Here is a 26,824-nt window from a genome sequence, read left to right as displayed (position 1 = left end):
GTGGCTCAGGAAAACAAGTACGACCCCGCCCAAAGCGTTTTGCAGGTCGTCCTGAGCGGCATCACCGACCACCGCATGGAAGACTACGAGCGGCGTTCCCGTGCCGAGATCTGCCTGAGCCGGGTGGGGATTGAGGACAGCGGACTGGAGGTCGGTTCGCTCTCGGGCGGATTCCGCAAGCGCCTGGCTATGGCCGCCGCCCTGGCCGACGCCCCCGACCTGCTGCTGCTCGACGAGCCCACCAACCACCTCGACATCGAAAGCATCCTGTGGCTTGAGGACCTCCTCGTGACAGCCTCCTTCGCCTCGGCTGCGGTCAGCCACGACCGCTATTTCCTGCGCAGCTACGCCAACCGAATGATGGAGCTCAGCCCTGCCTTCCCGCAGGGGCGCTTCGTCCATGAAGGCGGCTACCGGGACTTCCTGCAATCCAAGGAGGACTTTTGGGAAGCGCAAGCCAAGCGCGAGAAAGGTTTGGCCACAAGGGTGCGGCGGGAGAGGGAATGGCTGGGCCGCGGCCCCAAGGCACGCGCGGGCAAGGCCAAGCACCGCAAGGACTCGGCCTACGAAATGATCGAGCGCCTGGAGAAAATGCGTGCCCGCCGCCGCACCTCCGCCGTGGAGATGGGCTTCGCCGCCTCGGGAACCCGCAGCAAGGAACTGCTGGCCGCCCAGGGCCTGAGCAAGTCGAGGGGCGGCAAGCGCCTCTTCGACGATCTCGACCTGCTGCTCTCGCCCGGCCTGCGGCTGGGACTGGTGGGGCCCAACGGCAGCGGCAAGACTTCCCTTTTGGCTTGCCTGGCGGGAGATCTGGAGTCCGATGACGGACAGATCGTCCGCAAGGAAGGGCTGGAGACGGTGTGGTTCGACCAGCACCGGGAACAACTGGACCCCGAGGTCAGCCTCAAGGAAGCCCTGACGCCCTCGGGAGGAGACGCCGTCATCTACCGCGGACGCTCCCTTCACGTCAACGCCTGGGCTGACCGCTTTCTCTTCCGCCGCGAACAGCTCCCCTTGCCCGTCTGGCGTCTGTCGGGCGGCGAACGGGCCCGCCTGCTCATCGCCCGCCTCATGCTGCGCCCCGCCGACTTGCTGCTGCTGGACGAGCCCACCAACGACCTCGACATCCCCACCCTGGATGTGCTGCAAGAAAGCCTCTCCAGCTTTCCCGGAGCACTGGTGCTGGTGACCCACGACCGTTACCTGCTGGACCGCGTGAGCAACCTGGTGCTGGGACTGGACGGACGCGGAGGCAGCGTCTACGTGGCCGACTACTGGCAGTGGGAGCGGGAGATGCTCAACCGCCGCCAGCAGGAGGAGCAGTCCGCCGGCGAGAAGGCCCGCGGCAAAAGCGAATCGGAAGAAAGACGCCGCCGGCGGCCTAAGAAGCTCTCTTACAACGACCAGCGCGAGTGGGAACAGATGGAGGAACGCATCCTGCGGGCCGAAGAGGAACTGGAAGCGGCCCGTGAGGCCGCCGAAGACCCGTCGGTGTCCAGCGACGCCCACGCTCTGCAGGAACGCTACCAACGCCTGCGCCAGGCCCAAGACCGCGTCAAGCAGCTCTACGAGCGCTGGAGCGAACTGGAAGCCAAAATCGTCTCCTGACGTATAATCTGCGCCATGTCCAGCATAGGAATTTTGGGAGGGACGGGCGAAGAAGGACGCGGCATCGCGGCCCGCATGGCCCTGCGGGGTGTCTCCGTCCGCATCGGTTCACGCTCCGCTCAACGCGCTCGGGAAGCTGCCCGCGAGGTGGCCTCCCAGGTGGCCGAACGGGCCGTCGCGGATACCGGTTCCGTGGCGGGACACGAAAACAGCGAGTTGCCCTCTCTCTGCCAGACCCTCTTCTTGACCGTCCCTTTCGACCACGCCCAAGCGCTCATCGAGGAACTCGGGCCTCTTTGGCACAGCCGTCATCTGCTCATCGATGTGACCGTGCCCCTTTATTTCGACAAGGGCCCTCGCCTGCGCCGCCTCCCGACCACCTCGGGAAGCGAGCTGCTGCGTCAAGCCCTGCCTGAGGAGGTCCGCATGGCGGCCGCCCTCAAGACCATCCCGGCCCATTTGTTGTGCCATCTCGACCGGCCGCTGGACTGCCACGAGTTCATTTGCGGCGACTCCGAACAGGTCCGCCAACAGGCCCGCCAGGTGCTGGACAGCATTGCAGGCGTGCGCTGGATCGACGCCGGTCCCTTGCGCTACTGCCAGGCCTTGGAAGCCATGACCATGCTGGTGATCGGACTCAACATCCGCCACAAGAGCCGCCTGGGGCGTTTCAAAGTCCAGGGAATCGGGGAAGGCTAGAGAGGACCGGGCCTATTCGTCCAGAGGATCTGACTTCTCCGGCCCATCCGCGTAGCGAAGCGACTTGGTGAGCAGGTCGCGGGCGATGTTCATGAAGTCGCGCTCGGTCACCACTCCCACCAGCCGTTCGTTCTTGACCACCGGCAGACAGCCGATGCCGTTCTCATGCATGATGCGCATGGCTTCTACGGTGGAAGTCTCGGGCGGAACCGCAAGGGGCTCGGTCTTCATGATGCGGGTCACGGAAACGGCCTTGTCGTTGCGGTCGGCGGTGACGTGCTCGCCGAAGTACTTGAGCAGCGACCGGTAAGAGATCAGCCCCACCAGGTTATGCTGGTGGTCTTCCACGGGAATGTGCCGAATCCGCTGCCAGTTCATCAATTGGATGACCAGATCGAGGGTGTCTTCCTCGGTGACGGTGAAGAGGTCGGTGGTCATGAACTGCTCGACCCGCATGTAGCTGGGACGCCAATCGCCGGCTTCCTCCAGTCGGGCCAGCTTCCACTTGTGGACGGGCTGGTCGGCACTCTGACGGTCTACGGTGGCCGCCACCAGGGCCGCCATGCGTTGTCCCTGGCTTCCTTGACCGTCCAGTTCCCGGAGGGAGTCCAGCAGCCACTGAGAGCCGGTCATGCAGCTATCCACGCGCTCTTCCAGGACGCCCAGATAGCGGTCCACGTCGCCCGAATCGATGCCCCGCCGCACCAGGCCTTCCCGCGCCAGCGGTATCAGCTCCTTGCAGATCAGCTCCTGGGCCGGCAGGGTCTTGCGTTCGAACCATGTGAACTGGGCCGCCAGGCCCGAGCGGGCGGCGTTGAGGAAGTTGTTGGAGACCTCGGCGAACGGAATCAGCCTGGAAACGTCTCCGTAGTGCTCGCTGACGCCCGACATCATTCCGAAGTAGAAGGCTGCGTTGGCCACCGCGTCGAGAACCGAGGGGCCTGCCGGAATCACCCGGTTCTCGATGCGCAGGTGGGCCTTGCCGTTGTCGCTGATGCCGTAGCAGGGACGGTTCCAGCGGTAGACGGTTCCGTTGTGCAGACACAAAGCCTTGAGGCGGGGCACTTTCCCCTCTTGCAGCATTTCGATCGGGTTCTCGTCGATCTGTTCCCCCAAGAGCACGCGGAAGCGCGAGATGTCTTCCCTGAAGATCTCCAGTACCGACTCTTCCAGCCAGTGAGTCCCGAAGCTGACGCGCGAGCGGGCTTCCCTGACGTGAGAGGTGGGTTTGCGGGTGTCGATCGACTGCTGGAAAAGGGCGATGCGGGTCTCTCTCCACAGGCGCTTTCCGAAGAGCAGCGGCGAGTTGACCGAGGCCGCCATCAGCGGCGCCGTCACCAACTGGGCCACGTTGTAGAGCTTGGCGAACTCCTTGTGGCCAACTTGAAAATGGCACTGGAAGCTGGTGTTGCAGGCTTCCAGCATGACGTTGTCGTGGCGGATGAGCAGATCGTCGATGCCCTCGATGTAGAACTCGTAGTCGGCTCCGCGCAGCCGCTTGAGCGACTCGTTGAGCGCCACGTAGCGGGGACGGGGAGCCATGTTGCGCAAGTCCATGTCAGACTTGGCCAGGGTGGGCAAGATGCCCGTCAGGCAAACCTTCAAGCCCAGGCGGGCAGCCGCTTCGCGCAGGCGTGCCAGGTGTCCGCTCAATTGCTCCTCCAGCCGCTTCAGGCAGTTGCCGCCGAAGTCGAGCGGCGACAGGTTGAACTCCAGATTGAAGCGGGCCAGCTCGGTGGTGAAGTCGGGATGCCCGAGCTCGCTGAGCAGTTCCATGGCTAACGGAGCGGGGTGCCAACTGCGGTTGACGAGAAAGACCTCCTGCTCGGCGCCGATCCTTCGTACGCCGCTTTCGATCAGGTCGTTCTCGAGCATGAATTCCAGCGCCCGCACGTCGTTGAGCAGGCTCTTCATGAAGAGACGACGCTCATCCACCCCGCCATCGCGGACATCATGTTCGCCCATAAGAGGGATACCCTCCTTGCAGTGCGATAACAATAGCAAAAAGCCTAGCCTCTGCAAAGGGTTAGAGAGGATTCTTCGACGAGGGCCACTAGGTGGCCAACAAGTTCACACACGGGTCAAGTTTCAGCGACCGCGGTGAAGGCCCAATTGCTCTCGGCGGTAAGAGGTCGCTCGCTACCGCTCTTGGGGGCGGGGGAAGAGGTCGGGATTGTCGGTAAAAAGAGCGTCCACACCGTACTGGTGGAGGAACGTGTTCATCTCCTCCTGGAGGCTGTCGTAGCCCTTGCCGACGTCGGAAGCGCGGAAGGTGTAAGGCGTGACGCTGAGGCCGTTGTCATGCGCCCACTTCACCAGGTCGGGCTGCAACTCGATGAGGGCTTTGTTGGGGCCGATTCCGGCCACGAAGACCGAGGCCGCCTTGAGGCGTTCGGGTGATCCCCAATCGGTGTAGTTGTCTCGGCCCAGCAGCAGGACCACGGGAAACCGCGTCCTGAACTGAGCGGTCAAAAGGCGGGCGCTGACCGCATCGAAGGTCTGCAGGATGACGGGTGTGTCGGAGTCCCGGCGGTCCAATCCGTGTCTGCTGAGCGCCTCAAGCACGATTCTCTCCATCTCCAGGCCCATCTCGCGATAGACGGCGGGCTCTTTCAGTTCCGGGAAGAGGCCGGCTCTGCCGCGCACCAGTTGCACGGCTTCCTCGAAGGTAGGGATGCGGGCGTCCGCGAACTCGGAACCGAACCAAGATCCCGCGTCCAACTGCTTGATCTCCTGCAAGCTGAAGTCGTGCACGAACCAGCGGCGTTGGCCGTTCTCCTCGCGGTAGCGGTCGGGGAACACCTCTTCCACATCGGTCGTCCGTTCCAGCGTACGGTCATGCAGACAGACCAATATGCCGTCGCGGGTCAATTGAAAGTCCTGTTCCACGAAATCGGCGCCCTGCTGCAAGGCCAGGCTATAGGCCTCCAGGGTATGCTCGGGCGCGTAGGCCGAGGCGCCCCGATGCGCGATAAGCACCTTCGATTTGTCTTGGTAGTGGGGAAATGGAACGTAGGCCCGCATAGGTCCTCCCGCCGGATCCGATCCTTGACCTTGCTCGGCCTCTCCGGCGCAGGCCGCCAGCACTATCAGCATTGCGGCGCACAGCATTGCCGCGCAGCCTCTTCTCATGGCTGTCCTTTGGAGATGGCCTGGCAGTAGGCTTCGGTGCTGAGAGGCATCCCCATCAGGATCGCGTCGGTCACGAGCGCTTGCCCGATCGACACCTCGTCAGGACGGATGCCGGCGATCAGCTTGGGCAGATTGGCCAGATTAAGGTCATGTCCGGCGTGAACCCGCAAGCCCCTGCGGCGGGCCAGTGAGGCGGCTTTCTGAATGCCCTTCAGAACCTCTTCGTTTTCGGATGTTCCGAAGCTCTGGGCGTAAAAGAAGGTGTGGAACTCGACCGCCGCCAGACCCTTATCTGCGGCCAGCTCCACCTCTTCGCTTCGCGCGTCTACGAAGAGGCTGATGCGGGTCCGGGAGGGCACGCCGTCGATCGCCTTGTCAATGTCCTCTTCCCCGTCCTCATCGCGTCTCCAGCCCCTCTCGGTGGTGAGTTCCTCCCTCTTGGCGGGCACCAAGGTGAACTGGGTGGGCTTGACTTCGCGGACCACCTCCAGCAATCCCTCGCGGGCATCTCCCTCGATGTTGAACTCGATTCTCCCTGAGGACACCTCTTGCATGCGGGCCAGCCGGTAGACGTCGTCGATGGTGGCATGGCGCTCGTCCACGCGCGGATGCAGCGTCAGCCCCCGGCATCCGGCGTCGATGCAGAGACGGGCCACGTCTTCGATTTTGGGATGGTCGGCTCCGCGTGCGTTGCGCACCAAACAGACCTTGTTCAGGTTGACGCTCAAATGAGTCACCGTTCACCTCCTTCGATGCCACTCAAAGCCTGCTCCACAACCCTACCGCAAGTCAAGAGCGGTTCTTGGCTGCCTCGCGGCCGACAGGACGCACAACTCCCCCCACCGCACGGGAATCGTCACCTCTCCGAAAAGAATCGGCAGGCGCCGGGCGGCGGCGCACTTACTTTGGAAGAAGGTTTGCTCAGCTTGGAGAGCGGTTGGCTGGGGGTGTGCTAGGCTGACGGCTATGACGGAGGAAACCGCCGTTCTCCACGCTCGGGAGGTGGTCAAGATCTACCCGGGCGGGGTGCGGGCTTTGGATGGGGTTTCGCTTCGGGTCGAGGCGGGCGAAACCGTCGTCTTGATCGGGGAGAGCGGGTGCGGCAAGACGACCTTGCTGCGGCTCTTCAACCGCATGACCGATCCCAGCGGCGGAAGCGTCATGGTACGGGGAGAGGACGTCCGGTCCGGGGATGTGATCGCCTTGCGGCGAAGCCTGGGATACGTCCAGCAAGAAGGCGGACTCATCCCCCACTGGACCGTTCGAGGCAACGTCGAACTGGTTCCTTCGCTCCTCAACTGGCCTCGGGAAAGGAGGGCCCGGCGCACCCGTCAGGTGCTCGACCTGGTCGGCCTCGAGCCCGACGTCTTCGCCCGCCGCTTTCCCGGCGAGCTGTCCGGCGGCCAGCGCCAGCGCGTGGCTTTCGCCCGGGCCCTGGCCGCCGATCCTGAGGTGATTCTGCTCGATGAACCTTTCGGCGCCCTCGATGCCCTCACCCGGCTGGAACTGCAGGAACACTTCCTGCACCTCAAGGACACCCTGGGCAAGACGATGCTGCTGGTCACCCACGATCTCGACGAAGCCTTCCGTCTGGCCGACCGCATCGCCGTCATGCGCCAGGGACGCATCGAGCAAACCGCCCCGCCCCGGCATCTCCGCGACAGTCCTGAGAGTTCCTACGTAAAGAGCCTGCTCAAGATGCGGGAGGCGAGATCATGAGAGGTGTTCCTGCCTGCCGGCTGCTGCTCTTGATGCTCGTGGCTGCGGGGGCCGGCGCCGCTTTGGCACAGGCGCAATCGAGCGGTACTTCCGGCACGGTGGTGGTGGGATCCAAGAACTTCGCCGAGAACCGCCTGTTGGGCGAAATGTTCGCTCAACTGCTGGAAGCCCACACCGGCCTGAAGGTGGAACGACGCCTGGGACTGGCCGGGTCGGACATCTGCTTTGCCGCCATTCAGGGCGGCGAACTGGACGTCTACCCCGAGTACACCGGAACCGCCCTGGTCTCGCTGCTGGGGATGGAGAGCAGCCGCGACCCGCGCATCGACCTTTTGCGCCTGCGTCGCGAGCTGCACCGGCGGCACGGGCTGACCTTCCTCTCGCCGCTGGGGTTCGAGAACGCCTACGAGATCGCCGTGCGGTCTGATGTGGCCCGGCGCGAGGGACTGCGGACCATCTCCGACCTGGCACGGGTGGGGCCCCGGCTTCAAGCCGCCTTCGGATTCGAGTTCATGCAGCGTCCCGACGGCTTGCCGGGACTCAAAGACGCCTACAAGTTCGAATTGGCCGGAGAGCGGGCCGTCCAGCAGGCCCTCAAGTACCAGTTGGCGGGGCAGGGCGACATCGATGTCCTCGACGTCTACACTACCGACGGACGCAATCTGCTCCACGACTTGGTCATTCTGGAGGACGACAAGAACTTCTTCCCGCCCTACCAGGCGGCGCCGCTGGTGCGTGAAGATCTGCTGGCCCGCCATCCCGACGCCGTCATGACCCTGGAACTGCTGGCCGGGGCTCTGGACGCCCACCACATGCGGCGGCTCAACCGCAGACTCCAGGAGAGCGGCGCCTCCGAGGGCGACGTGGCCCGTCAGGCCCTGAGCCAGATGGGGCTGCTGGAGGAATCCGCCGGGAGCGTCTCGGACTCGGACTCTCGCGCCGGCTTCCTGGCCTTCGTCTATCAGCAGCGCGGGATGCTGGCCCGGCGCACCCTGGAACACCTGGGGCTTTCGCTGGCAGCTCTTGTGGCCGGGACCCTGGTGGCTTTGACCGCGGCCCTGCTGCTGGAGCGGCGGCGGCGCATCGCCGAGCCGGTGATCCGCGCCGTGGGACTGACTCAGACCATCCCCTCGATCGCCTTGCTGGCCTTCATGGTTCCGCTGCTGGGAATCGGCGTGATTCCGGCTCTGACGGCGCTTTGGATCTACTCCATCTTCCCCGTCCTCAGGGCCGCTTACACGGGCGTCCGCGACGCCGATCCTCAAGCCGTGCAGGCGGCCACCGCCTTGGGCATGACCGATCTCCAGGTGCTTGCCAGGGTGCGGCTGCCGCTGGCCGTTCCCGTCATCATGGCCGGGGTGCGCACGGCCGGGGTCATCACGGTGGGAACGGCCACCCTGGCAGCCTTCATCGGGGCCGGCGGACTGGGCGAACCCATCGTCACAGGACTGCAGCTTTCCGACACCCGCCGCATCCTGGCCGGAGCCATTCCGGCCGCCGCTCTGGCCTTCGCCGCCGACGCCCTGTTAGGCCTGCTGGAAAAAGCTCTGCGTCCCCGAGGGTTGAGCCAAGACAAAAAGTGATCCGGATCACACATCCGAGATAACCTTTGGCGCTAGTATAGTGCGTCACAAGTTTTGAGCCACCGCGTCGCGTTATTCCGCGCTTTCAGCGTTCGGACCTTTGCTCATTCGGATTGATCTCTAGGAGGCCCGGCGGTGCCGCAGCTTGAGATGAGTATGCCCGAAACCGGCGTGCTGAGCGGAGCGTTGGGTAGCGCCTCCCCCGCTCCCTCGCACGTTGTGGCATTAACTGCGCACCGGCCATCGACAGGAATCTCTGAGAAACATCTTTCCTTTCCAAGCTCGTCGCTCCCCGAGGGCGGCGCCCTCCCCAGCAACCCCTCGGCCCTTCTGGGCCCAACTCCCTTCCGCTCAGTGCCCTAAAAGGGGAAGCGCGCCGAACATGCCCGGCGTGCTTCCCCGTGCCCGATGCGCAAAAAAAGACCCAACCTGTTAAGCTTCCCGTCGGTCTAACGTTATACCAGGTGATACTATGAGCGGCATGGAAGAAACATTGCTTAAACCCCAGTGGTTTCAGATTCTGCTGGCCTTGGCCGACAAAGAACTGCACGGACTGGGCATCCAGCGCGAGGTGCTGCGCCAGACCGATGACCGGATGCGGCTGTGGCCGCGGATGCTTTACGGGTCGTTGCAGTCGCTTTCCGAGGCCGGATGGATCGAGGAACGCCAGGGGCCGGAGGCTCCTGGACTGGAGGAAGACCGCCGCCGCTTTTACGGCCTCACCGAAGCCGGCCGGGAACGCCTGGCCGAGGAACTGCGCCGCATGGAAAGCTACCTGCGCCTGGCCCACAAGCGGCGCGTACTTCCTGCCGCCGGCGGACTCGCCCAAGACCTGCAGGAGGCCGCCCAAGGGGAGAAGGGATGAGCTTTCCGCTGTCCAAGCGTGTCTACCGACTCCTGCTCGGCCTTTTGGCAGGCCGAGAAGGGCGCCGCCACGCCCGCGACATGGAAGAGCTCTTCCTTTCCATGCTCCATCGCGAATCGTCTCGCCGGGGACTCATGGGATGGATTCACGTTTGGGTCGGAGGGGTGGCCGATTTATTTCGTCCCCCTTCTGCCGCCTTTCTCGAGCGCAGGCTTAAAACCCGGGCCAAGCCGGGCGGAGGCTACTCGCTCCATCACCAAGTTGGAAGAAGAGGTGCAATCATGGGCACATTGAAACAAGACTTGAAATTCGGCTGGCGCGTGCTGGCCAAGAACCCCGGATTCACGGCTGTAGCAGTTCTGACTCTGGCCCTCGGCATCGGGGCCAACACAGCCATCTTCAGCGTGGTCAACGCGGCCCTCTTGTCATCACTCCCCTTTCCGCAGCCTGAACGTTTGGTGGCGGGCTGGACCTCGGTTCCCAAATTGGGATTCGACCGGGTCGGTTTCTCCCCGCCTGACTACCGCCTGCTGGAGGAGCAGCAGGACATCTTCGAAGATTTGGGGGCTGTCACCATCGGCAACTTCGAACTCTCGGGAGGAGGGGAGACTCCGCAGCGGGTTGTGGCCTTCAAAGTCACCAGCGGATTCTTCCGCGCCCTGGGCACCCCGGCCTTGCAGGGACGCTGGCTGTCGGCTGAAGAGGATGAGCCCGGACACCAGTCGGTGGTGATCAGCGCACATCTGTGGAGACAGCGCTACAGCGCCGACCCCTCCATCGTGGGAGAATCCATCCTGATCGACCGCTCCCCCTATGAAGTGGTGGGCGTCATGCCCGACCACTTTCAGCTCCCCGTTCCCTGGATCTCCGGCGGCTCTGAGAATGCCGATATTTGGATTCCCCGCGCTTTTACGGCAGCCGAACTGCAGGGTTACGGCAGCAACTTCGCCCACATGGTGGTGGCGCGCCTCAAGCCGGGGGTCGGTCCCGAGCGGCTGAGTTCGCAGGCTTCGCTGCTGGCCAGCCGGGCCCAGGAGGCCTATCCCGCTCAAGTGCAGCAGATTCTAGGCGGCGAACGGACGCTCTTCTTCGTCTTCAATCCCCTCTTCGAGCAGTTGGTGGGCGACCTGCGCACGCCTCTGCTGGTCCTGCAAGCCGCCGTCCTGCTGGTGCTGCTGATCGGATGCGCCAACGTGGCCAACTTGCTGCTGGTGCGGGCCGCCGGGCGCCGTCGCGAACTGGCTCTGCGCAGCGCTTTGGGGGCCGGACGCTCCCGTCTGCTGGGCCAGATGCTCCTGGAAGGCCTGCTGCTGGGATTGACGGGAGGACTGGCCGGACTGGCCGTGGCCTTCGCCTGTCTGCCTCTGCTCAGGACTCTCCTTCCCGCTGGCTTGCCCCAGAGCCAGGGCATTGCCATCAACCTTCCGGTGCTGGCCTTCACCTTCCTGCTCTCGCTGGGCACGGCCTTGCTCTTCGCCTTGATACCCGCTTGGCGGGCCACCCGCCAGGACATCCAGGAAGCCCTTCGCGAGGGCGGACGCCAGGGGGCGGGGGGAGCCTCCAGCCGCTTGCAGGGGGCGTTCGTGGTCTCTCAGATGACTCTGGCCATCGTGCTGCTCATCGCCGCCGGGCTGCTGCTGCGCAGTTTCGACGCGCTCATGTCGACCGACCCGGGGTTCCAGCCCGACCATGTGCTCGTCACCCAGGTCGAGCTGCCCCTGGCCGGCTATCCCCAGGCCCAGAAGATCCGCACCTTCTACGACGAATTGCAGCAGCGGCTGCGGGGACTGCCCGCGGTGCAGTCGGTGGGCGCGTCCACCGATTTGCCGCTGGCCATCACCGAGCGCCGGTCTTTTCGCCGCCAGGACCAGGACCCCGCCGAGGTCGCCATGAGTTCGGTGGTCTTCGGCTGGATAACGGGCGATTACCTGGACGCCATGGGCATCCGCCTGCTGCGGGGAAGGGCCTTCAATGAGCAAGACCGCGCCGGATCCCAGCCTGTGACGCTGATCAGCGAAGCGGCCGTGGAGCAGTACTTTCCTGATCGCGACCCTCTGGGCGCCCAGGTCTTCGTGGGCGGGCGGCCTCAGCCCTACACCGTGGTGGGCGTTGTCGACGACATCAAGAATCAGGCCATGGACCAGCCCTCGCTTCCCCACCTTTACGGCGCCTACGAGCAGGAACCCGACGCCACCCTGCTGCATCCCCAATGGAAAGCCTTGCGCGGACTGAATATTGCCGTCCGCAGCAGCGCCCAGCCCCGTATGCTGTTGCCGCTCATCAGGACTCAGTTGCGCCAGATCGATCCTCAACTGGCTCTGACCGAGATCCGCACCATGCGGACCGATATCGACGAGGCCGTGGCTCCCCAGCGCCTCAACACGCTGCTTTTGGCCATCTTCGCCGCCACCGCGCTCTTCCTGGCCGCCGTCGGCATTTACGGCGTGATCTCCTATTCGGTCAGCCAACGCCGCCAGGAGATGGGCATCCGCATGGCCCTGGGCGGGCAGAAGACCGATCTGGTCAGGATGGTCCTCAACCAGGGACTGCGCCTGGTGGTGTTCAGCCTGGTCCTGGGCCTGCTGGCGGCACTGGGACTTTCCCAGTTCATCGCCGGACTGCTCTATGGGGTCGGTGCCCGTGATCCGCTGACCTTCCTGGCCGTGCCGCTGGTGCTGGCAGCCGTGGCCCTTGCCGCGTGCCTCATTCCGGCCCGTCGCGCCACCAAGGTCGATCCCATGCAAGCCCTGCGCACCGAGTAAGGGCCTGCCACCGGTTGCCGACAACCTTCTTCTCGTCCGCCTCGTCTCACTGGAGGCTAACCAAGCTCGGCCTGGGGAGTCTTAGGGAGCGAGGAGGACGAGAATGAAGAGCTTGGGACAGGATATCCGCTACGCGCTGGCGCACTTCGTCAAAGCCCCCATGTTCACGCTTTTGGCGGTGCTGTCTCTGGCATTAGGCATCGGTGCCAACACGGCCATCTTCAGCGTCATTCACGCGGTGTTGCTGAAACCCCTGGCCTATCCTGAACCCGACCGCCTGGTGCGGGTGTGGGAGACATTTCAGCATTCCGGCGGCACCGGACGCGGCTCCGTATCGGTTCCCAACCTCTTTGATTGGCGGCAGCAGAACTCGGTCTTCCAGCAGATTGCAGCCTATTCCAACACCACCTATGCCCTCAGCGGAGGCGAGCGTCCTCAGTTGGTGCCCGGGGCGCGGGTCGAGCCCGAGATGGCTCAGGTCGTGCAAGTCGATCCTCTCAAGGGTCGCTTCTTCCAGTCCGGCGAAAACCAGGCCGGCAAAGACCAGGTGGTGCTGCTCAGCTACGGCCTGTGGGAACGCCGCTTCGGATCCGATCCCGACATCGTGGGCCAGAGCCTCTCGCTGGACGGTGTCGCCCACGAGATCATCGGCGTCATGCCGGCCACTTTCCAGATGCCGCCACGTTCCGATTCCGAACTGTGGACGCCTCTCACCTACAGCGAAGGCCAACTCAACGCCCGCGGCAGCCATTGGCTGTCGGTGCTGGCCCGCCTCAAATCGGAGGTGACCCTGGAGCGTTCGCAAAGCGAGATGAGCGCCATTGCCGCCCGGTTGGCCCAGGCCTACCCGGCGGCCCAGGACAAGCGCGATGTCATCGTGGGCTCCCTGCACGGCTCGCTCACCGATTCGCGCCGCGAAGCGCTGTGGACGCTGTGGGCCGCGGTTTCCATCGTACTACTCATCGGATGCGCCAACGTGGCTAATCTCCTGCTGGCCAGAGCCGTGGGCCGCCGCCGCGAACTGGCCGTGCGGGCCGCGCTGGGTGCCGGCCGGGCCCGGCTGGCCCGCCAGTTGCTCACCGAAACCTTTTTGCTGGCGCTGGGCGGAGGCGCATCCGGAATGGTGCTCAGCGTGGTGGCCGTACGGGTGCTTTCTTCGCTGCCCGGCACCAGCATTCCCCAGGGTCAGGTGGTGGGCGTGAATCCGGCGGTGCTGGCCTTCTGCCTCGCAGCCTCCCTGCTGACGGCTCTTCTAGCCGGCCTCTTTCCGGCCCTGCGCGCCTCCCGCTTCGACGTCGGAGAAGCGCTCAAGGAACGGAGTTCCACCGACTCGGCGGGGTCTTCCCGCGATTGGCTGCGCGGCGGACTGGTGGTGGCCGAGGTGGCGCTGGCCGTGGTGGTGCTGATCGGCGCCGGACTGCTCCTCAAGAGCTACTCCCGGCTGCTCGAAGTGGACTCCGGCATCGACGTGCAACGGGTGCTGACCCTGAGCGTGCCCCTGGCTGGACCCCGCTACGACGAAGCCGAGGAACTGATCGCCTTTTACCGCCGCCTCGAGAACGAGTTGCCCGCCCTGCCAGGGGTCGAGGCGGCCGGCATGATCAACCTGCTGCCCCTGCAGAACTGGGGATGGAACGGCAATATCGTCATCGAAGGCATGCCTGAGGTGCCTCCCAGCCAGCAGCCGCTGGCTGAGACGCGGACCATCGCGGGCGACTACTTTCAGACCATGGGCATTCCGCTGCTGAGCGGACGGATGGTCGGCTTCGGAGAGAACGAACAGCGCAAGGTGCTGATGGTCAACCAGGCCTTCGCCGAGCGCTTCCTGGAAGGCCAGGACCCGATCGGCAAACGCATCGCCTGGGACTATCCCGAGAGCGACGACGGATGGATGACTATCGTGGGCGTGGTGGGCGACGTGCGCGGGGCCGGGCTGCACCGGCGTCCGCTGGCCGAGATGTATTTCCCCTTCGCCCAGTCCGTCCGCCGCAACATGAGCCTGGTGCTGAGGACCTCTCTGCCTCCGGCCGGATTGGCCGAGAGCGTGCGCCGCAAGGTGGCCGAAATCGATCCCGAGCAGCCCGTCTACCGCGTCAAGGTGATGGAGGAGGTGGTGGACGATTCGGTGGCCGGGCGCCGCTTCAACACTCTGCTCATGGGCGTCTTCGCCGCCGTCGCCCTTTCCCTGGCGCTGGGAGGCGTCTACGGGGTGCTCTCCTACGCCATCCGCCGACGGACCTACGAGCTGGCAGTCCGCATGGCGCTGGGAGCCCGCCGTGCCGACGTCTACCGCTTGGTGGCCAGAGGCAGCCTCATCCTGGCCGCCGTCGGCATCGTCATCGGCGTGGGCGCCGCCTTGTGGTTGACCCGCTTCATGGAAAGCCAGCTCTACAGCGTGCGCTCCGACGATCCTCTTACCATCGTGTGGGTCTGTCTGCTGCTGCTCACGGTAGCTGTTGCGGCCTCCCTGATTCCCGCCCGCCGCGCCACCCGCGTCGACCCCCTCACTGCTTTGCGCAGCGAGTGACAGGCGGCATCAATTGCTGCTAATCTCCAGCCATGAAGAGAGCTATGGTTCTGCTGTTGTGTGTGGCCTTGCTCGCCACTCCGGGCTGTCAATCGCCGCCCCAGCCCGGCGACTCTCCTCAGTCCCAACCGCTGGCGCTGGTGGGGGGAACAATTTATCCTTCGCCAACCGCGGCTCCAATTGCTGACGGCGTCGTGCTTGTCGAGGGCCCCAGGATCTCCAACCTGGGGACGCGCGACTCGGTCGCCATCCCTGCCGACGCGGAGGTGATCGACTGCAGCGGGATGTTTGTCGTCGCCGGATTCCAGAACAGTCACGTCCATTTCACCGAAGACAAGTGGCAGGACGTAGCTTCACAGGCTGCTGAGCAACTCTCCTCCAAGCTTGAGGAGATGCTGTTGCGTTACGGATTCACCACCGTCGTCGATACGGGTTCGGCGCTGGACGCCACGCTGGCTCTGCGCAGCCGCATCGAAGCCGGCCAAGTGACGGGTCCCCGGATACTCACGGCGGGCACGCCCATCTATCCAGTGGACGGAATACCCTACTACCTGCGCGAGTCGTTGCCGCCACAGGTCCTGCCCTTCCTCCACACGCCCGAGACACCTCAGGAAGCCGCTCAGGTCGTGCAACGCCAACTGTCGCAGGACGCCGACCTGGTCAAGCTCTTCACTGGTTCCTGGGTCGAGCGCGGCCGCGTCCTGCCCATGTCCACGGAGATCGCCCGAGCCGCTGCCGAGGAAGCCCATCGGCAAGGCAAGCTGGTGTTTTCCCATCCATCCGATCAAGCCGGAGTGGAGGTGGCTCTACAAGCCGGTGTCGACGTGCTGGCTCACGCTCCCAGCGATCTGCGCGGCTGGGACGAGTCTGATAGCCACCGCCTCCAGGCTTCCGCCGTGGCCATGGTCCCCACCCTCAAGCTCTTCGGCGGCCAGTCTAATATCGCCCGCATCCAACAGATCGTCGGCGACTTCGCCGATGGCGGCGGACAGGTGCTTTTCGGCACCGACGTGGGATACTTGACCGACTACTCCCCCGGTGACGAGTATCGACTTATGTCCGGCGCCGGACTCGACTGGCGTGACATCTTGGCCTCTCTGACGACGGCTCCGGCCGGGCGCTTTCGCGAGTCTTCCCGCCGAGGACGCCTGGCCCCCCAGATGGACGCCGACATCGTCGTCCTCTCCTCCGATCCCGCCGTCGACCCCGCAGCCTTGGCCGACGTCCGCTACACCGTGCGCGGCGGCAGAATCGTTTTCAAGTAATAGCGAGCAGCCTCATACCGCCGAGAGCGATTGGGCCTTCACAGCGGTCACTGAAACTTGACACGTGTGTGAACTTGTTGGCCACCTAGTGGCCCTAGAGCGGTTCCTTGACCGGCGCATCCCCCCACTTCTCTTGCGTCCTGGCCAAAGAAAATGTGACATAATCTAGACCTTAGAGAACACAAACCAAATAGTCGGAGAAAAGGCCATGCCCAATGACCCCCAAAGCATGTTGTTGGCCCCGGCAGCGGTCTATCTGGTGCTGTTCCTGGCTGTTGTCATTACGGCGCTGCGTCCCCCTCGCTCCCTGGGTGCCGCCGAGCGTCTCGGGTTGGTCGAGTTATTCCTGCTCGGGGTTGCCTGCCAATGTCTGCACATGCTCGAGGAGTTCCTGACCGGACTGCACCTCGTCTATCCCCCTTTATTCGGGCTGGCGCCCTTGTCGGGAGAGTTCTTCGTGACCTTCAACGTTGCCGCCATTGCCCTCTGGGTGCTCGCCGCCGCGGGAATTCTGCGGGGGATGAGCGCCGCCTATTTCCCCGTCTGGTTCCTGGCCTTAGCCTGCTGCCTGAACCTGGTCTTCCACCCGCTCTTGTCCCTCTATACAGGCGGCTATTTCCCCGGCCTCCTCACCTCTCCGCTGGTTGGCCTGATGGGTATCCTCATCACCAGGAGGCTGTTTCAGTTAACCGATCCAGCTCACGACAGGACGTTCGCCGAGCCATGAGGCCGACGCTTGCAGTCATCGCCGCTCTCATCGTCTTGAACCTGTTCGTGATCTTGGGCAGTCCTTACCGCGACGACTTCATCGGCACCCTTTTCCTCATCGTTCCCTTTACGCTCGTCGTCCTCCTGGCGGGGGCTCTTGTGGTCCGATTACTGGCCCGTGGCGGGAGGGAAACTGCGGGTCAAGAGGGCGCCGGCATTCTTCATCCCAAGGTGCTGGGGCTGCTGGCTGTGTTGGCGGTCTACGAATTCGCCGTTTCCATATTCCTGGCAGGAAATTTCCTGGTGGTGGAGTTTGCCTACTATTTGGGCCTCGTGGTGGGCGGAATCATGCTGGCCCGCTGGTGCCAGGCCCGCAGCTACGTCCCGCTTCTCACGGCAACGCTCGTCCTCCTGGCCGTTTCGGCGGTGAGCTCGGCTCTGTTTGTGGGCGATTCTCATGTCCGGTCGCTATACGGCCCCGAGCGCTACCTCTTCGCCCTCTGGAACCACGCCCAAAGAGTCAACATGCTGCCTCTGGACGCGGGAGTCATGTGGTTCTCCTGGAAGATCTCCCTTCAGCTTGCCGCATCCGCCACAGACGATACGAGGTGACAGCGAGATGAGAACGATGACAGTGCTTTTGATCCTCTTGGCAGCATTCTCCGGTGTTTTCGTCTTGGCCGACAGCGACGGCTACTTCTGCACTGGGAACGGTTATCTCGCCTATGAGATGCGCTGGGTCGGCGAGAAAAGCAGCCACATTCTCACCATCGTCCGCTTCGGAAAAGACATCGGAATCGAGCAGTTGGCCCCAGTCGAACTGGAGGAGTTCCAGACGCACGGAATGACATGCGGTCGGGACTTCATCAAGATCAGCGCCTGGTCAGATTCGTACTATGTGGACATCTCTGACATCGATAACCCGACCCTGGTGGCAGACGACCTTGCGCACGAGGTCACGTCGGCCGGACATCAAGGCAATCTGGGCCATGGGTCGGACGAATCCGTGCTCGACTTAAAGGCGGGCGACACCGGCGGTCGCTTCCAACTTGTAATACTTAAAGCATCTCACCCGTCACAACGAGGTATAGAGCACTTTACGGTGACCGAGTTGATTCAGCGGGACTCACGAGAAGAGATCTTGCGGAGGCACCGGCTCTTCACCGGGATCTTCCTGGAGACCATCGATTGAAGCGGGCGCGGCGCCATGGTCTAGACCATTCGAATCGGGACTGCGGGAACGAACAAGTGTCTGTCCAATAAGGACTTGGGTGCATAAGCTCCCTCCAGGGAGCTGAGATATTATCGGAAGGCAGGCGGCGCTGAAATGCACGCGGATGGAGGCAGCGGGTGAGCGAGAAAACGATCGCGGTATTCTTTTACGGGCTCTTCATGGACGAGTCGCTGCTGGCTTCGAAGGGAATCCGTCCGTCGAGTGCGGCCATCGGACACCTCGAGGGCTATGGAATTCGGATCGGCAGCCGCGCGACGTTGGTGCGGGAGCACGGAAACAGAGCTCATGGTGTGCTCATGATGCTGCAAGCCAAGGATGTGGAAGCGCTCTACTCTGATGAGAGCGTGGCCGACTATGTCTCAGAACCGGTTTCCGTCGTCCTCTCGGATGGATCTCCGGCATCCGCAATCTGTTACAACCTTCCCGAGCAAAAGCTGGAAGGTAAGAACGTCGACTATGCACGTTCGCTGCTGTCGCTGGCAGGTGAGCTGGGTCTGCCCGCTGATTACGTCGAGCAGATCAGAGCGCAGGCGACCTGAACAGAAGACCTCGTGGTCCTAATCGAACGGCGGGCAGCAGCGGCGGCCCCTAACGAATCGCTCCACCGGACGCCGGGCCCATCTGTCACGCGGCTTGCGGATTGGTTTCCAGGTCGAGCAAGGCTCGCCGCGATGGTATAGCCGGCGATGGGGTTGGTGGGTGGAAAGGATAGTCGGCGGGTGGGAGGCGCATCTCCGCTCGGTCCTTTGAGGCAGGTTGCTCTCTGGACTGATCCCGCGGGGGCCATTCGGGGAGACTAAAGTAGCCGGTTGGAAGGATAAGAAAAAAGGGGGCGGCGGCGGGTGCCGCCGCCCCTGGAGAACCGCCCGAGGCAGCTCCCCCCGTGGAGCGGGATAGGGCGGTTCAAGCGGCAGCTTCGGATCGGCCCTGGGCCTTGCCGCGGCGCGAGAAAGAGGGGACCAGCATGGGGACGCTGCGGCGGTAAGCCGCATAGTTGTCCCCGTGCTCCGCGATCAGGTCGCGTTCCTCCAACTGAATGGCCACCAGGATGTAGGCCGTCGTGGCCAAGGCGAACACCAGGTGGGCCAGGGTCATGTGGGGAGTGGCCCAGAAGGCGAACAGCCATCCCACATAGAGCGGGTGCCGCACCATCTTGTAAGGTCCGGGCATGGTGAAGCGCAGGCGGGTGTACTCTTTCTTGCGCAGATAGAGCCAGACCTGGCGCAGCCCGAAGAGGTCGAAGTGGTTGATCAAGAAGGTGCTGACCAGGACCAGCAGAAATCCGAAGGTGAACAGTCCGTAAAGGATGCCTTGTCCAACGGTGTCTTCGACCTGCCAGATGGTGATGCCCATGGGACGCCAGAAGTAGAACATGGCGATCATGGCCAGGCTGGAAAAGAGCACATAGGTGCTGCGTTCAGCCGGCTTGGGGATGTAGCGCGTGAGCACCTTCTTGAAGGCCGGACGCGCCATGACGCTGTGCTGCACGGCAAAGACGGTGAGCAGCGCCAGGTTGACCAGCAGGGCCGCGCCCAGCGAAGTCTCGGGAGCCGAGTCGATGGAGCGGGGCACCAGGATGTTGCCCACCCATCCGTAGGCGTAGCAAAAAGTTGCGAAGAAGATGGCGTAGCTGATGACGCCGTAGATAAAAACTGCGATGCGTTTCATAGTTCACTCCTAATTCCCGCCCCTGGAGGGCGATTTGCGGATCTCGCGGGTCCAAGGCCGGCAGAGCAGATCCGCCCAGTCTTCGACCAGCGAGGTCAAAAGAAACAGTCCGGCGGCGGGCACCGCCGCCAGGGGGGCTGCCGTCAAAGCCAGCAGGACGGCCAGCCACAGGTCGGCCGCCGCCGCCGTGCGGCAGCTTGAAGTCTGAAGGTCCGCCATTCCCGGAAGGCTCATCAAGAGCAGGCAGCCTGGCAGAACCAGAGCTAATCCGAAGGGCACCAGGAAGAGCAGCCCCACGTCTTGGGGCAATTGGTCGGTCAGTGCCTTGGCCGTGATGGCCACCAGGTGTCCAGTGCCCAGCACGGCGAACCAGAGCCCGAAGAAGAGGTGGAAACCCACTGCCGCTTTCATGCGCCAGGCCAAGCCCTTTCCGTAGCGGACGGTGAAGACCGTCAGGGCCGAAAAGGAGGCCGCCGACGCCATCAACAACCAGATCCACTTTTCCAGGATGATCTCCAACATGATCTTCCTCGTCAGCCGTGGCCTTGCGGGACGCGCCGACCATCAGCGCGCCCCGCACAGGGCAATGGGAGAAGCACCGAAGTGTTGTTTGCGCAGTCGCAGCGGGCTGTCACGATGGGCCCGCCGCGGCCGGCGCCGGTAGGGTGACGTTCGGTCACTCTTGCAGCGCGTCTTCTCGTCGCGCTACGCCCTTACATGCGAAGAAGGGTGGGAGGAGGGATCATCGGACGTGCGATTTGCGGTTTTCGAAGGGCGAAGTGCGCGAGGCGGGCGTCGGAAATGCCGCCCGCTAGGCCTGGAGCGGGTGGTCGGTCCTGTTGTTGAGGAGTCGCGTTGAGTCATTGCCTGGATCGCGCCTCCCACCAGGCGGCTAGCAATGGTGGCAGCAACCGTGGGAGCTATCCTTGCGGTCATCCGCACAAAGCCTCCCACCCGGCTAGGGAGATCGGCGTGCGGGTGCTCCTTTTCAGGCGGCTGGGCTTATTAGGGGAGGTAGAGGGCGGCCAGGCGCAGGGCTTCCGGGCGGCCGAAACGGGCGAAGGTGTTGGCCAGCATCACGACCACCACCTGCTCCTCGGGGTAGGCCAACAGGAAGGCGCGTCCGCCCATGATGGCGCCGCCGTGGTGGTAGATGGTGCGTCCCTGCTCGTCCTGGCCGATGCGCCATCCCAGTCCTACCCGGTAGTCGCGGTCGGCGGCATTGGGCTGAGGGGCGAAGACGGATTGCAGGGTTTCTGCCCTGAGGAAGCCGGGTTCGAGATGGGCGGCGGCAAAGGCCGCCAACTCGCTGCTGGACGAGAGCAACCCGCCCCCGGGCCACTTGTAGCTGCTGTCGTTGCAGGGAGCGTTGCCGACCTGACCGCTTTGAGGATGAATGACGTAAAAGTCGCTGCGGTTCTCGATGAGCGGAATGTTGCGGTCAGTGGTGCTGTGTTCCATCTTCAGGGGTGCGAAGACCTGCTCTGAAATCACCTCCAGAAACGGCTTCTGGGCAACCTTCTCCATCACGGCGCCCAGCAGCGTGTAGGCGAAGGTCGAGTATTGATATCCGCTGCCAGGTTCCAAAACCAGGTCGCTTTCGGCGAAAAGGGGCAGGGCATCTTGCAGGGTGTCCCAGCCTTGCAGGCGGAGTTGGCCGTCGGGTCCGGTGATGGGTCCGCAGCCTCGAGGATCTCCGGCTATGTAGTGGCGGATGCCGGAGGTGTGCGAAGCCAACTGACGCAGCGTGATGGGATGTCCCTTGTCGGGAAAGTGAACGAACTTCTGGGGCGTGTCGTCCCACTCGATGAGCCCTTGCTCTTGAAGGCGGGCCAGGGCCGCCACCGTGATCAGTTTGGAGAGCGACCCGATACGGAAGAGCGTGTGGGGAGTCGCCTTCACCTTCAGTTCCAGGTCGGCATAGCCCAGCCCCTGAGAGAAGACCGGCTCGCCCTGGCGGAGAACGGTGACCGCCAGGCCCGGCAGCCGGTTCTGCTGCAGGACTTCCCGGGCGATGGCCAGGGCCTCCTCTTCGGCTTCCTGGGCCGTCCAGGGAGGAGAGGCGGCCGCCATTCTGGAAAGCAGAACCAGGCTGAGCAAGAGGTAAGGGCGAAGAGTCTTCAGGGTAAACATGAGATCAGCTTAGCAGCGAATCCGAGCCATCGCTTGAGGTTGGCCTGAGGAAATCCTCATCCTTGTCTGAGGGGGTCGGCCTGGGCCTTGAGGTTACAATGGAAGGAATGCAGAGGGGCGGCACAGAGGTTTCGAGTTATCGTCTTGGGGAATGGGACGTGTTCCCTTCCTTGAACCGCATCGTCGGCGAGCGCGGAGAGCGCCTGCTCGAACCCAAGGTGATGCGTGTTTTGCAGGAGCTGGCCCGGCAGGCTCCCGAGGTGGTTTCGCGGCGGGCCCTGATGGATCGGGTATGGCCTCACGAGCACGTCACCGAGCATGTGCTCTCGCGCTGCATCTCGGAGTTGCGCAAGGCGCTGGCCGACGAGGCCCGTTCTCCCCGCTACGTAGAGACGATCCGCAAGGGCGGGTACCGCTTGCTATGCGTTCCCCGCCAAGCCGAGGAGCACAAAGTGCCTTCGCCCGGCCTTGCCTGCGGCACCAGGAGCAGGTACGCCGGCCATTTGCTCTGGCTGGCCCTGATCGTCCCCGTTTTGGCGGTGGCCTTGAGCTTCTTCTTCTCCTGGGACCCGCCGCGGGCAGACGGATTGCGGCGCGGCATTCCTCTGACGGCCTATCCCGGATCGGAACTGGACCCGGCGCTCTCGCCCGACGGCGACTTGCTGGCTTTCTCCTGGGACGGACCCGGCGGCGACAATTTCGATATCTACCTGCAACGGGTAGGGGAATCGTCGCCGCGTCGGCTCACCGACCATGCGGGCGAAGACAAGAACCCGTTGTTCTTGAACGACGGCAGAATCGCCTTTGTGCGCTCGGCAGCGGGCGAGGAAGGGATCTACGCCGTCGATTTTGAAGGTGAGGGCGGCGCCGGGCCGGGGAAGGTATCGGAGACCCTTCTGACCCGTTGCAATACGGGCGACATTCCCGATCTGGCCTTGTCGTCGGATGGCCGCTACCTTTACTTCTCCGACCTGCCCGCCCATGGGCGTCCGCCCTCGGCCGTCTATCGGCTTGATTTGCAAAGCGGGCAGCGGCAGCCCGTGACCCGTCCCCCGGAATACGCTTTCGGCGACCGCGACCTGGCGCTTTCCAACGATGGGAAGCAGTTGGCTTTCGCCCGGGCTGAGGTAGCCGGGGTGGAAGAGCTCTTCGTCACCGACCTGGTCTCCGGCCGCACCCGCCAATTGACTTTCGAGAGCGAGTCCATCATGGGACTCTCCTGGACCCCCGACGACGGCCGGATTCTCTTCGCCAGCAGCCGCGATTTCGTCAATTTGTTGTGGAGCGTCCCAGCCGACGCTTCCGGGAAGGCCAGCGCCCGCAGCGACTTGGGCGGACAACTGCACGATCCTTACCTGTCGCCGGCCTCACGCCGTCTGGTCTTCGAGTACAAGGAGTTTCAGAGCAATATCTGGTCGGCGCAAGTGCAGGCGACAGGAACGGTGCGTTTTAAGGAAACGCTGGCCCCATCAACTCGCTGGGACCTTGCCGCGGCGGCAGCATCCGACGGCAGGGTGGCGTTTGCCTCAACGCGTTCGGGGTATCCGGCCTTATGGACCTACAGTCCTGTCTCGGGGCGGACGCAGCGGCTGACCGACCCCTCGGTGCTTCCGGGACGACCGTCCTGGAGTCCTGATGGAGAGCGGTTGGTCTTCTCCGACCGCTCCACGGGCCAGGCGGAGCTGTTGCAGGTCTCTTCCGCGGGAGGCGTCCCCGTGCGCCTCACCGACAGTCCCCACAACGAAATCGCGCCGTCCTATTCCAGCGACGGGCGGCGCATCTACTTCGGATCGGACCAGGGCGGCCAGTGGCAACTGCGGGTGATTGACCGCCAGCGGAGAGAGGATGGCGCGGTGGCGGCTTCGGGCGGAGCCATCCGGGGAATCGAGTCGCCCGACGGCAAGTTTCTCTACTTTGCCCGCCACAGCCGTCCGGGATTGTGGCGCAAGCCGTTGCCCGAGGGCCCCGAAACCCTGCTTACCGCCGGCCCCGCCGCGGGAGCCTGGATGGAATGGACCCTTGGGCCTGGAGTCCTCTACTACCTGGAGCACACGCCGACCGGCTCTTACCTGCACAGCCATAGGCTGGGTGACGGTGCCCAGCGCGTGGCCATTCCCGGGCGGCTCTACCAGGGAGGCGGCATGGCACTTACGCCGGCGGGCGACTTTCTTCTCACCCGCTTGGACCGCAGTGAGAGCGACATTCTCATGGCCGAGTGGCGGTGAGGCCCTGCCACTACTAAGAACATCCTGCCGCTCTAAGGTTCTGCCTTTCGGCGGGATTCGATGTAGGCGTCGATCTGCTTTTCCAGCACCGGGAGAGGGATGGAGCCGTTGAGCAGGATGGCGTCGTGGAAGGTCCGCAGATCGAACCGCTCTCCCAGCTCGGCCTCGGCCTTTCGCCTCACTTCCTTGATCTTGAGTTCGCCGATCTTGTAGGCCAAGGCCTGGCCGGGCCAGGAAATGTAGCGGTCGGTTTCGGTGCCGATCTCGTGCAGCGAGAGGGCGGTGTTGGAGGCCAGGTAGTCGAGAGCCTGCTGGCGCGTCCAACCCATGGCGTGCAGTCCGGTGTCGACCACCAGGCGGCAGGCCCGCCACATCTCGTAGGTAAGGCGTCCGAAGTTGCTGTAGGGATCGGTGTAGAAACCGGCTTCCAGTCCCAACCATTCGCTGTAAAGTCCCCAGCCCTCGCCGAAGGCTGAAAAACCTCCGAAGCGGCGGAAGTTGGGCAGGTCTTCGAGTTCCTGGCGCAAGGCGTTCTGGAGGTGGTGTCCGGGCACGGCCTCGTGCAGGGTGAGGGCCTCCAGGGTGTAGAGGGTGCGGCTGTCCAGGGCGTAGGTGTTGACCCAGTAATATCCCGGACGCGTGCTGCCGACGGGGGCGCCTACATAGCGTCCGGCGGTGTACTTGGGGGCGATCTCCTCGGGGACCGGCGCCACGCCGTAGGGCAGGCGGGGAAGGGTCTTGAAGAGCCTGGGGAGCTGGGCGTCCATGCGTTTGGCGATGTAGCTGGCCTCTTTGAGCAGTTCTTCGGCCGTCTCGGGGTAGAAGCGGGGATCGGTCCGCAGGAAGGCGAGAAATTCGGCGAAGTCGCCTTCGAATCCCACATCCCCGATGATCTGTTCCATCTCGGAGCGGATGCGCGCCACTTCATCCAGCCCGGTCTGGTGGATCTCCTCCGCGCTCAGGTCGAGGGTGGTGAAGCGGCGGATGAGGAAGGCGTAGTACTCTTCGCCATCGGGCAACTCCGAGGCCCCGAGGGTATCGCGCGCTCCTGGACGATACTCGTTGAGGAAGAAATCGAGAAAGCTGGCATAGGCCGGCACCACCGCCTCCCGGATGGCCGCCTTCCCTTGCTCTTCCAATTCCGCTCTCTGGTCTTCGCCCACGGCCGTGGGAAAGTCGCGGAAAGGCTTGAAAAAGACGCTTTCGGCGGGGTCGTCCACCACGTGGGACTCGATGGACAGCTCGTATCCGTCCAGTACCGCCCGCGGTTGGGTGAAGCCGATGGAGAGGCCTTGGCGCATCAGTTCGATGTGCTGATCCATGTACTCGGGAAAGGCGCGCAGACGGGCGATGTAGTTGCGGTAGTCGTCGCCGTTGTTGAGCGGCACGCGGTCGGGCAGGCGGGCGAATCCGATGTGAAAGCCGCTGTCGGCGTTGACGGGGATGAGATAGTCCTTGAAGCGGACGCTTTCGATGCGGTTTTCGGTCTGCTGGCGGAAGATGTCGTAGTGGATCTGGTCCTGGGCCGAGAGCGCGGCGCGGTCGATGGCGTCGAGCCGCTCCAGGATCCCCGTCCAGTACTCGGCGCGGCGCTCTTCGGCCTCAGCCGAGGCGTTCGGCAAGCGGTCATCGTAGCGGTGATTGCCGGTGGAAGTGGCGAAGAGCGGATTCTCCTTCATCTGAAAATCCCAGGTTTCGTCGAAAATGGCGTGCAATTCTCGGCCAGGATCCTCGGGAGCCCCGCCACAGGCGGCCATCGCAACCATGAATGCCGATAAAACAAGAATCCGCTTCATCATCCTCTACCCCTTCTGTTGCTTGGTGGCCTAGTGCAGCGCGTCAAGGTTTTGAGCCTGCCGGTCCGTTATCTCACACTTTCAGCGTTCGGCCCTCGGCCGTTCTTGAACCCAGGGTGGCGCCGCCGTCTCGCGTGCGCTCGCCGGGGCTGACCCTGGGCTGGCGAATCGCCCGCCTTCAGCGAGCCCGGATTTGACTTTTAACACAGTCGCTGGGCTGGCCAATCTCTCCCTTTCAGGGACCGGAAAGGGAAACCCGGGCTCAGAATTTGTGGCCGGCAGCACTAGTCGTACCGTGCCGATCATGATGGCCTACCGCTCTCCCGGGCGCAACCTGTTCAAGTTATGAGTGCGAAAGGCCATTGCAATTTGGTCCCGGCACGTTTACAATAATTCATTATTTAACAATTCGACTTGCTGGAGATGAGTTATGAAACCTATTTGCCGGATCGCGGTTGTCGCTTTGGGCCTGATTCTGGTCGTTGCCGCATTATGGGTGGCTCTTGAACCGATCGGGGCTGAAGCCAGTTCCTGCTGTATCGACCAATGCCGTCGCGACCGTGACTGCGACTCTGTCTGCGGCGCCAAGGGAGCGGGTGTTTGCATCATGGTGAATTCCTGCTGCCGGGGCTGTGCCTGCCTTTTCTGAAACCGCATAAACATCGATTGGAGATCCGATGAAAAACTCCATCCGTTTACTGATTGTGGGGGCTTTGGCCCTCTTGATGCTGGTGGGAATGGGAGTGGCGCTCGGACCCGGGACCGCTCAGGCCTGTTGCCTGGACGAGTGCGTCACCGCCTTTGACTGCATCCCCAAGTGCGGTCTCAACGGCCAACCGGCGTGTGTGATGAACAACCCCTGCTGTACCGAGTGCGTCTGTCTGGCCGAATCGTAGGGCC

Annotated in this window: 21 protein-coding genes; 14 read left to right on the top strand and 7 right to left on the bottom strand. The window is 63.6% G+C overall.

Translation table 11 applies throughout. The features are described from left to right. Both VLU25_21700 and VLU25_21695 read left to right on the top strand, forming a co-directional pair. The coding region (locus VLU25_21700) for an ATP-binding cassette domain-containing protein (protein HSR70560.1) at positions 1 to 1,608 on the top strand (1,608 nt) is incomplete at its 5' end. Positions 1,609 to 1,623: 15 nt separating this feature from the next. Then, positions 1,624 to 2,307, top strand: coding sequence for an NAD(P)-binding domain-containing protein (locus VLU25_21695; GenBank protein HSR70559.1), 684 nt, complete (start codon positions 1,624 to 1,626; stop codon positions 2,305 to 2,307). Positions 2,308 to 2,319: 12 nt separating this feature from the next. Here the strand turns inward: VLU25_21695 and VLU25_21690 are convergent, their stop codons facing one another. The 3 genes from VLU25_21690 to VLU25_21680 all read right to left on the bottom strand — a co-directional run bounded on the left by VLU25_21690 (position 2,320) and on the right by VLU25_21680 (position 6,176). Then, a complete protein-coding gene (locus VLU25_21690) occupies positions 2,320 to 4,272 on the bottom strand; it encodes a glutamate-cysteine ligase family protein (protein ID HSR70558.1) in 1,953 nt (650 codons plus the stop codon). A 174-nt stretch (positions 4,273 to 4,446) separates the two neighbouring features. After that, the gene (locus VLU25_21685; GenBank protein HSR70557.1) at positions 4,447 to 5,418 is read right to left on the bottom strand and encodes a glycerophosphodiester phosphodiesterase family protein; all 972 of its coding nucleotides are present in this window, start codon (positions 5,416 to 5,418) and stop codon (positions 4,447 to 4,449) included. Positions 5,419 to 5,435: 17 nt separating this feature from the next. Further along, positions 5,436 to 6,176 carry a pyridoxine 5'-phosphate synthase gene (locus VLU25_21680; GenBank protein HSR70556.1) on the bottom strand — a complete coding sequence of 247 codons (741 nt, stop codon included), beginning with the start codon at positions 6,174 to 6,176 and terminating at the stop codon, positions 5,436 to 5,438. A 229-nt stretch (positions 6,177 to 6,405) separates the two neighbouring features. Here VLU25_21680 and VLU25_21675 point away from each other — a divergent pair, with 229 nt between their 5' ends. The 10 genes from VLU25_21675 (at position 6,406) to VLU25_21630 (ending at position 18,641) form a co-directional block, all read left to right on the top strand. Continuing rightward, positions 6,406 to 7,158: an ATP-binding cassette domain-containing protein gene (locus VLU25_21675; GenBank protein HSR70555.1), complete on the top strand. Its 753-nt coding sequence runs from the start codon at positions 6,406 to 6,408 to the stop codon at positions 7,156 to 7,158. Next, positions 7,155 to 8,741, top strand: coding sequence for a glycine betaine ABC transporter substrate-binding protein (locus VLU25_21670; protein HSR70554.1), 1,587 nt, complete (start codon positions 7,155 to 7,157; stop codon positions 8,739 to 8,741). The genes VLU25_21675 and VLU25_21670 overlap by 4 nt, the downstream gene beginning before the upstream one ends. Positions 8,742 to 9,222: 481 nt before the next feature. Next, the gene (locus tag VLU25_21665; protein HSR70553.1) at positions 9,223 to 9,606 is read left to right on the top strand and encodes a helix-turn-helix transcriptional regulator; all 384 of its coding nucleotides are present in this window, start codon (positions 9,223 to 9,225) and stop codon (positions 9,604 to 9,606) included. A gap of 281 nt (positions 9,607 to 9,887) precedes the next feature. Next, on the top strand, positions 9,888 to 12,368 hold the full coding sequence (locus VLU25_21660; protein HSR70552.1) for an ABC transporter permease: 2,481 nt from the start codon (positions 9,888 to 9,890) through the stop codon (positions 12,366 to 12,368). A 103-nt stretch (positions 12,369 to 12,471) separates the two neighbouring features. Then, entirely contained in the window at positions 12,472 to 14,895 is a 2,424-nt protein-coding gene (locus tag VLU25_21655; protein HSR70551.1) for an ABC transporter permease, read from the top strand. Positions 14,896 to 14,927: 32 nt separating this feature from the next. Continuing rightward, positions 14,928 to 16,160, top strand: coding sequence for an amidohydrolase family protein (locus tag VLU25_21650; protein ID HSR70550.1), 1,233 nt, complete (start codon positions 14,928 to 14,930; stop codon positions 16,158 to 16,160). Positions 16,161 to 16,389: 229 nt separating this feature from the next. Beyond that, a complete protein-coding gene (locus VLU25_21645; GenBank protein HSR70549.1) occupies positions 16,390 to 16,887 on the top strand; it encodes an HXXEE domain-containing protein in 498 nt (165 codons plus the stop codon). Then, positions 16,884 to 17,480, top strand: coding sequence for a hypothetical protein (locus VLU25_21640; protein ID HSR70548.1), 597 nt, complete (start codon positions 16,884 to 16,886; stop codon positions 17,478 to 17,480). Before VLU25_21645 ends, VLU25_21640 begins: the two co-directional genes overlap by 4 nt. Positions 17,481 to 17,496: 16 nt before the next feature. Beyond that, on the top strand, positions 17,497 to 18,060 hold the full coding sequence (locus VLU25_21635) for a hypothetical protein (protein ID HSR70547.1): 564 nt from the start codon (positions 17,497 to 17,499) through the stop codon (positions 18,058 to 18,060). 158 nt (positions 18,061 to 18,218) lie between these two features. Beyond that, positions 18,219 to 18,641, top strand: a complete 423-nt coding sequence (locus VLU25_21630; GenBank protein HSR70546.1) for a gamma-glutamylcyclotransferase family protein — start codon at positions 18,219 to 18,221, stop codon at positions 18,639 to 18,641. A 364-nt stretch (positions 18,642 to 19,005) separates the two neighbouring features. Here the strand turns inward: VLU25_21630 and VLU25_21625 are convergent, their stop codons facing one another. The 3 genes from VLU25_21625 to VLU25_21615 all read right to left on the bottom strand — a co-directional run bounded on the left by VLU25_21625 (position 19,006) and on the right by VLU25_21615 (position 21,903). Beyond that, complete coding sequence (locus VLU25_21625; protein ID HSR70545.1) at positions 19,006 to 19,770, bottom strand: isoprenylcysteine carboxylmethyltransferase family protein; 765 nt, start codon at positions 19,768 to 19,770, stop codon at positions 19,006 to 19,008. Positions 19,771 to 19,779: 9 nt separating this feature from the next. Then, positions 19,780 to 20,292 carry a hypothetical protein gene (locus VLU25_21620; protein ID HSR70544.1) on the bottom strand — a complete coding sequence of 171 codons (513 nt, stop codon included), beginning with the start codon at positions 20,290 to 20,292 and terminating at the stop codon, positions 19,780 to 19,782. 483 nt (positions 20,293 to 20,775) lie between these two features. Further along, on the bottom strand, positions 20,776 to 21,903 hold the full coding sequence (locus tag VLU25_21615; protein ID HSR70543.1) for a serine hydrolase domain-containing protein: 1,128 nt from the start codon (positions 21,901 to 21,903) through the stop codon (positions 20,776 to 20,778). A gap of 158 nt (positions 21,904 to 22,061) precedes the next feature. On the opposite strand from VLU25_21615, the gene VLU25_21610 reads away from it, so the two are divergent. After that, positions 22,062 to 24,128 (top strand): winged helix-turn-helix domain-containing protein, encoded by a 2,067-nt coding sequence (locus VLU25_21610; protein ID HSR70542.1) that lies wholly within the window; start codon positions 22,062 to 22,064, stop codon positions 24,126 to 24,128. Between the two features lie 32 nt (positions 24,129 to 24,160). Here the strand turns inward: VLU25_21610 and VLU25_21605 are convergent, their stop codons facing one another. Then, positions 24,161 to 25,924 carry a DUF885 domain-containing protein gene (locus VLU25_21605; protein ID HSR70541.1) on the bottom strand — a complete coding sequence of 588 codons (1,764 nt, stop codon included), beginning with the start codon at positions 25,922 to 25,924 and terminating at the stop codon, positions 24,161 to 24,163. A 677-nt stretch (positions 25,925 to 26,601) separates the two neighbouring features. On the opposite strand from VLU25_21605, the gene VLU25_21600 reads away from it, so the two are divergent. Then, entirely contained in the window at positions 26,602 to 26,820 is a 219-nt protein-coding gene (locus VLU25_21600) for a hypothetical protein (protein HSR70540.1), read from the top strand. Positions 26,821 to 26,824 lie beyond the last annotated feature (4 nt).

The sequence above is a fragment of the Acidobacteriota bacterium genome, assembly GCA_035471785.1.
Taxonomy (GTDB): domain Bacteria; phylum Acidobacteriota; class UBA6911; order RPQK01; family DATIPO01; genus JANQFM01.
The sequence above is the reverse complement of the archived record's forward strand: the minus strand, read 5'-3'. Positions and strand labels throughout refer to the sequence as shown.

Bases quoted from the DNA above. Each gene is read 5' to 3' on its own strand.
- VLU25_21675 (HSR70555.1), top strand. From the start codon at position 6,406: ATGACGGAGGAAACCGCCGTTCTCCACGCTCGGGAGGTGGTCAAGATC.
- VLU25_21670 (HSR70554.1), top strand. From the start codon at position 7,155: ATGAGAGGTGTTCCTGCCTGCCGGCTGCTGCTCTTGATGCTCGTGGCT.
- VLU25_21665 (HSR70553.1), top strand. From the start codon at position 9,223: ATGGAAGAAACATTGCTTAAACCCCAGTGGTTTCAGATTCTGCTGGCC.
- VLU25_21640 (HSR70548.1), top strand. From the start codon at position 16,884: ATGAGGCCGACGCTTGCAGTCATCGCCGCTCTCATCGTCTTGAACCTG.
- VLU25_21650 (HSR70550.1), top strand. From the start codon at position 14,928: ATGAAGAGAGCTATGGTTCTGCTGTTGTGTGTGGCCTTGCTCGCCACT.
- VLU25_21605 (HSR70541.1), bottom strand. From the start codon at position 25,924: ATGAAGCGGATTCTTGTTTTATCGGCATTCATGGTTGCGATGGCCGCC.
- VLU25_21645 (HSR70549.1), top strand. From the start codon at position 16,390: ATGTTGTTGGCCCCGGCAGCGGTCTATCTGGTGCTGTTCCTGGCTGTT.
- VLU25_21655 (HSR70551.1), top strand. From the start codon at position 12,472: ATGAAGAGCTTGGGACAGGATATCCGCTACGCGCTGGCGCACTTCGTC.
- VLU25_21660 (HSR70552.1), top strand. From the start codon at position 9,888: ATGGGCACATTGAAACAAGACTTGAAATTCGGCTGGCGCGTGCTGGCC.
- VLU25_21600 (HSR70540.1), top strand. From the start codon at position 26,602: ATGAAAAACTCCATCCGTTTACTGATTGTGGGGGCTTTGGCCCTCTTG.
- VLU25_21695 (HSR70559.1), top strand. From the start codon at position 1,624: ATGTCCAGCATAGGAATTTTGGGAGGGACGGGCGAAGAAGGACGCGGC.
- VLU25_21620 (HSR70544.1), bottom strand. From the start codon at position 20,292: ATGTTGGAGATCATCCTGGAAAAGTGGATCTGGTTGTTGATGGCGTCG.
- VLU25_21690 (HSR70558.1), bottom strand. From the start codon at position 4,272: ATGGGCGAACATGATGTCCGCGATGGCGGGGTGGATGAGCGTCGTCTC.
- VLU25_21685 (HSR70557.1), bottom strand. From the start codon at position 5,418: ATGCTGTGCGCCGCAATGCTGATAGTGCTGGCGGCCTGCGCCGGAGAG.
- VLU25_21615 (HSR70543.1), bottom strand. From the start codon at position 21,903: ATGTTTACCCTGAAGACTCTTCGCCCTTACCTCTTGCTCAGCCTGGTT.
- VLU25_21625 (HSR70545.1), bottom strand. From the start codon at position 19,770: ATGAAACGCATCGCAGTTTTTATCTACGGCGTCATCAGCTACGCCATC.
- VLU25_21635 (HSR70547.1), top strand. From the start codon at position 17,497: ATGACAGTGCTTTTGATCCTCTTGGCAGCATTCTCCGGTGTTTTCGTC.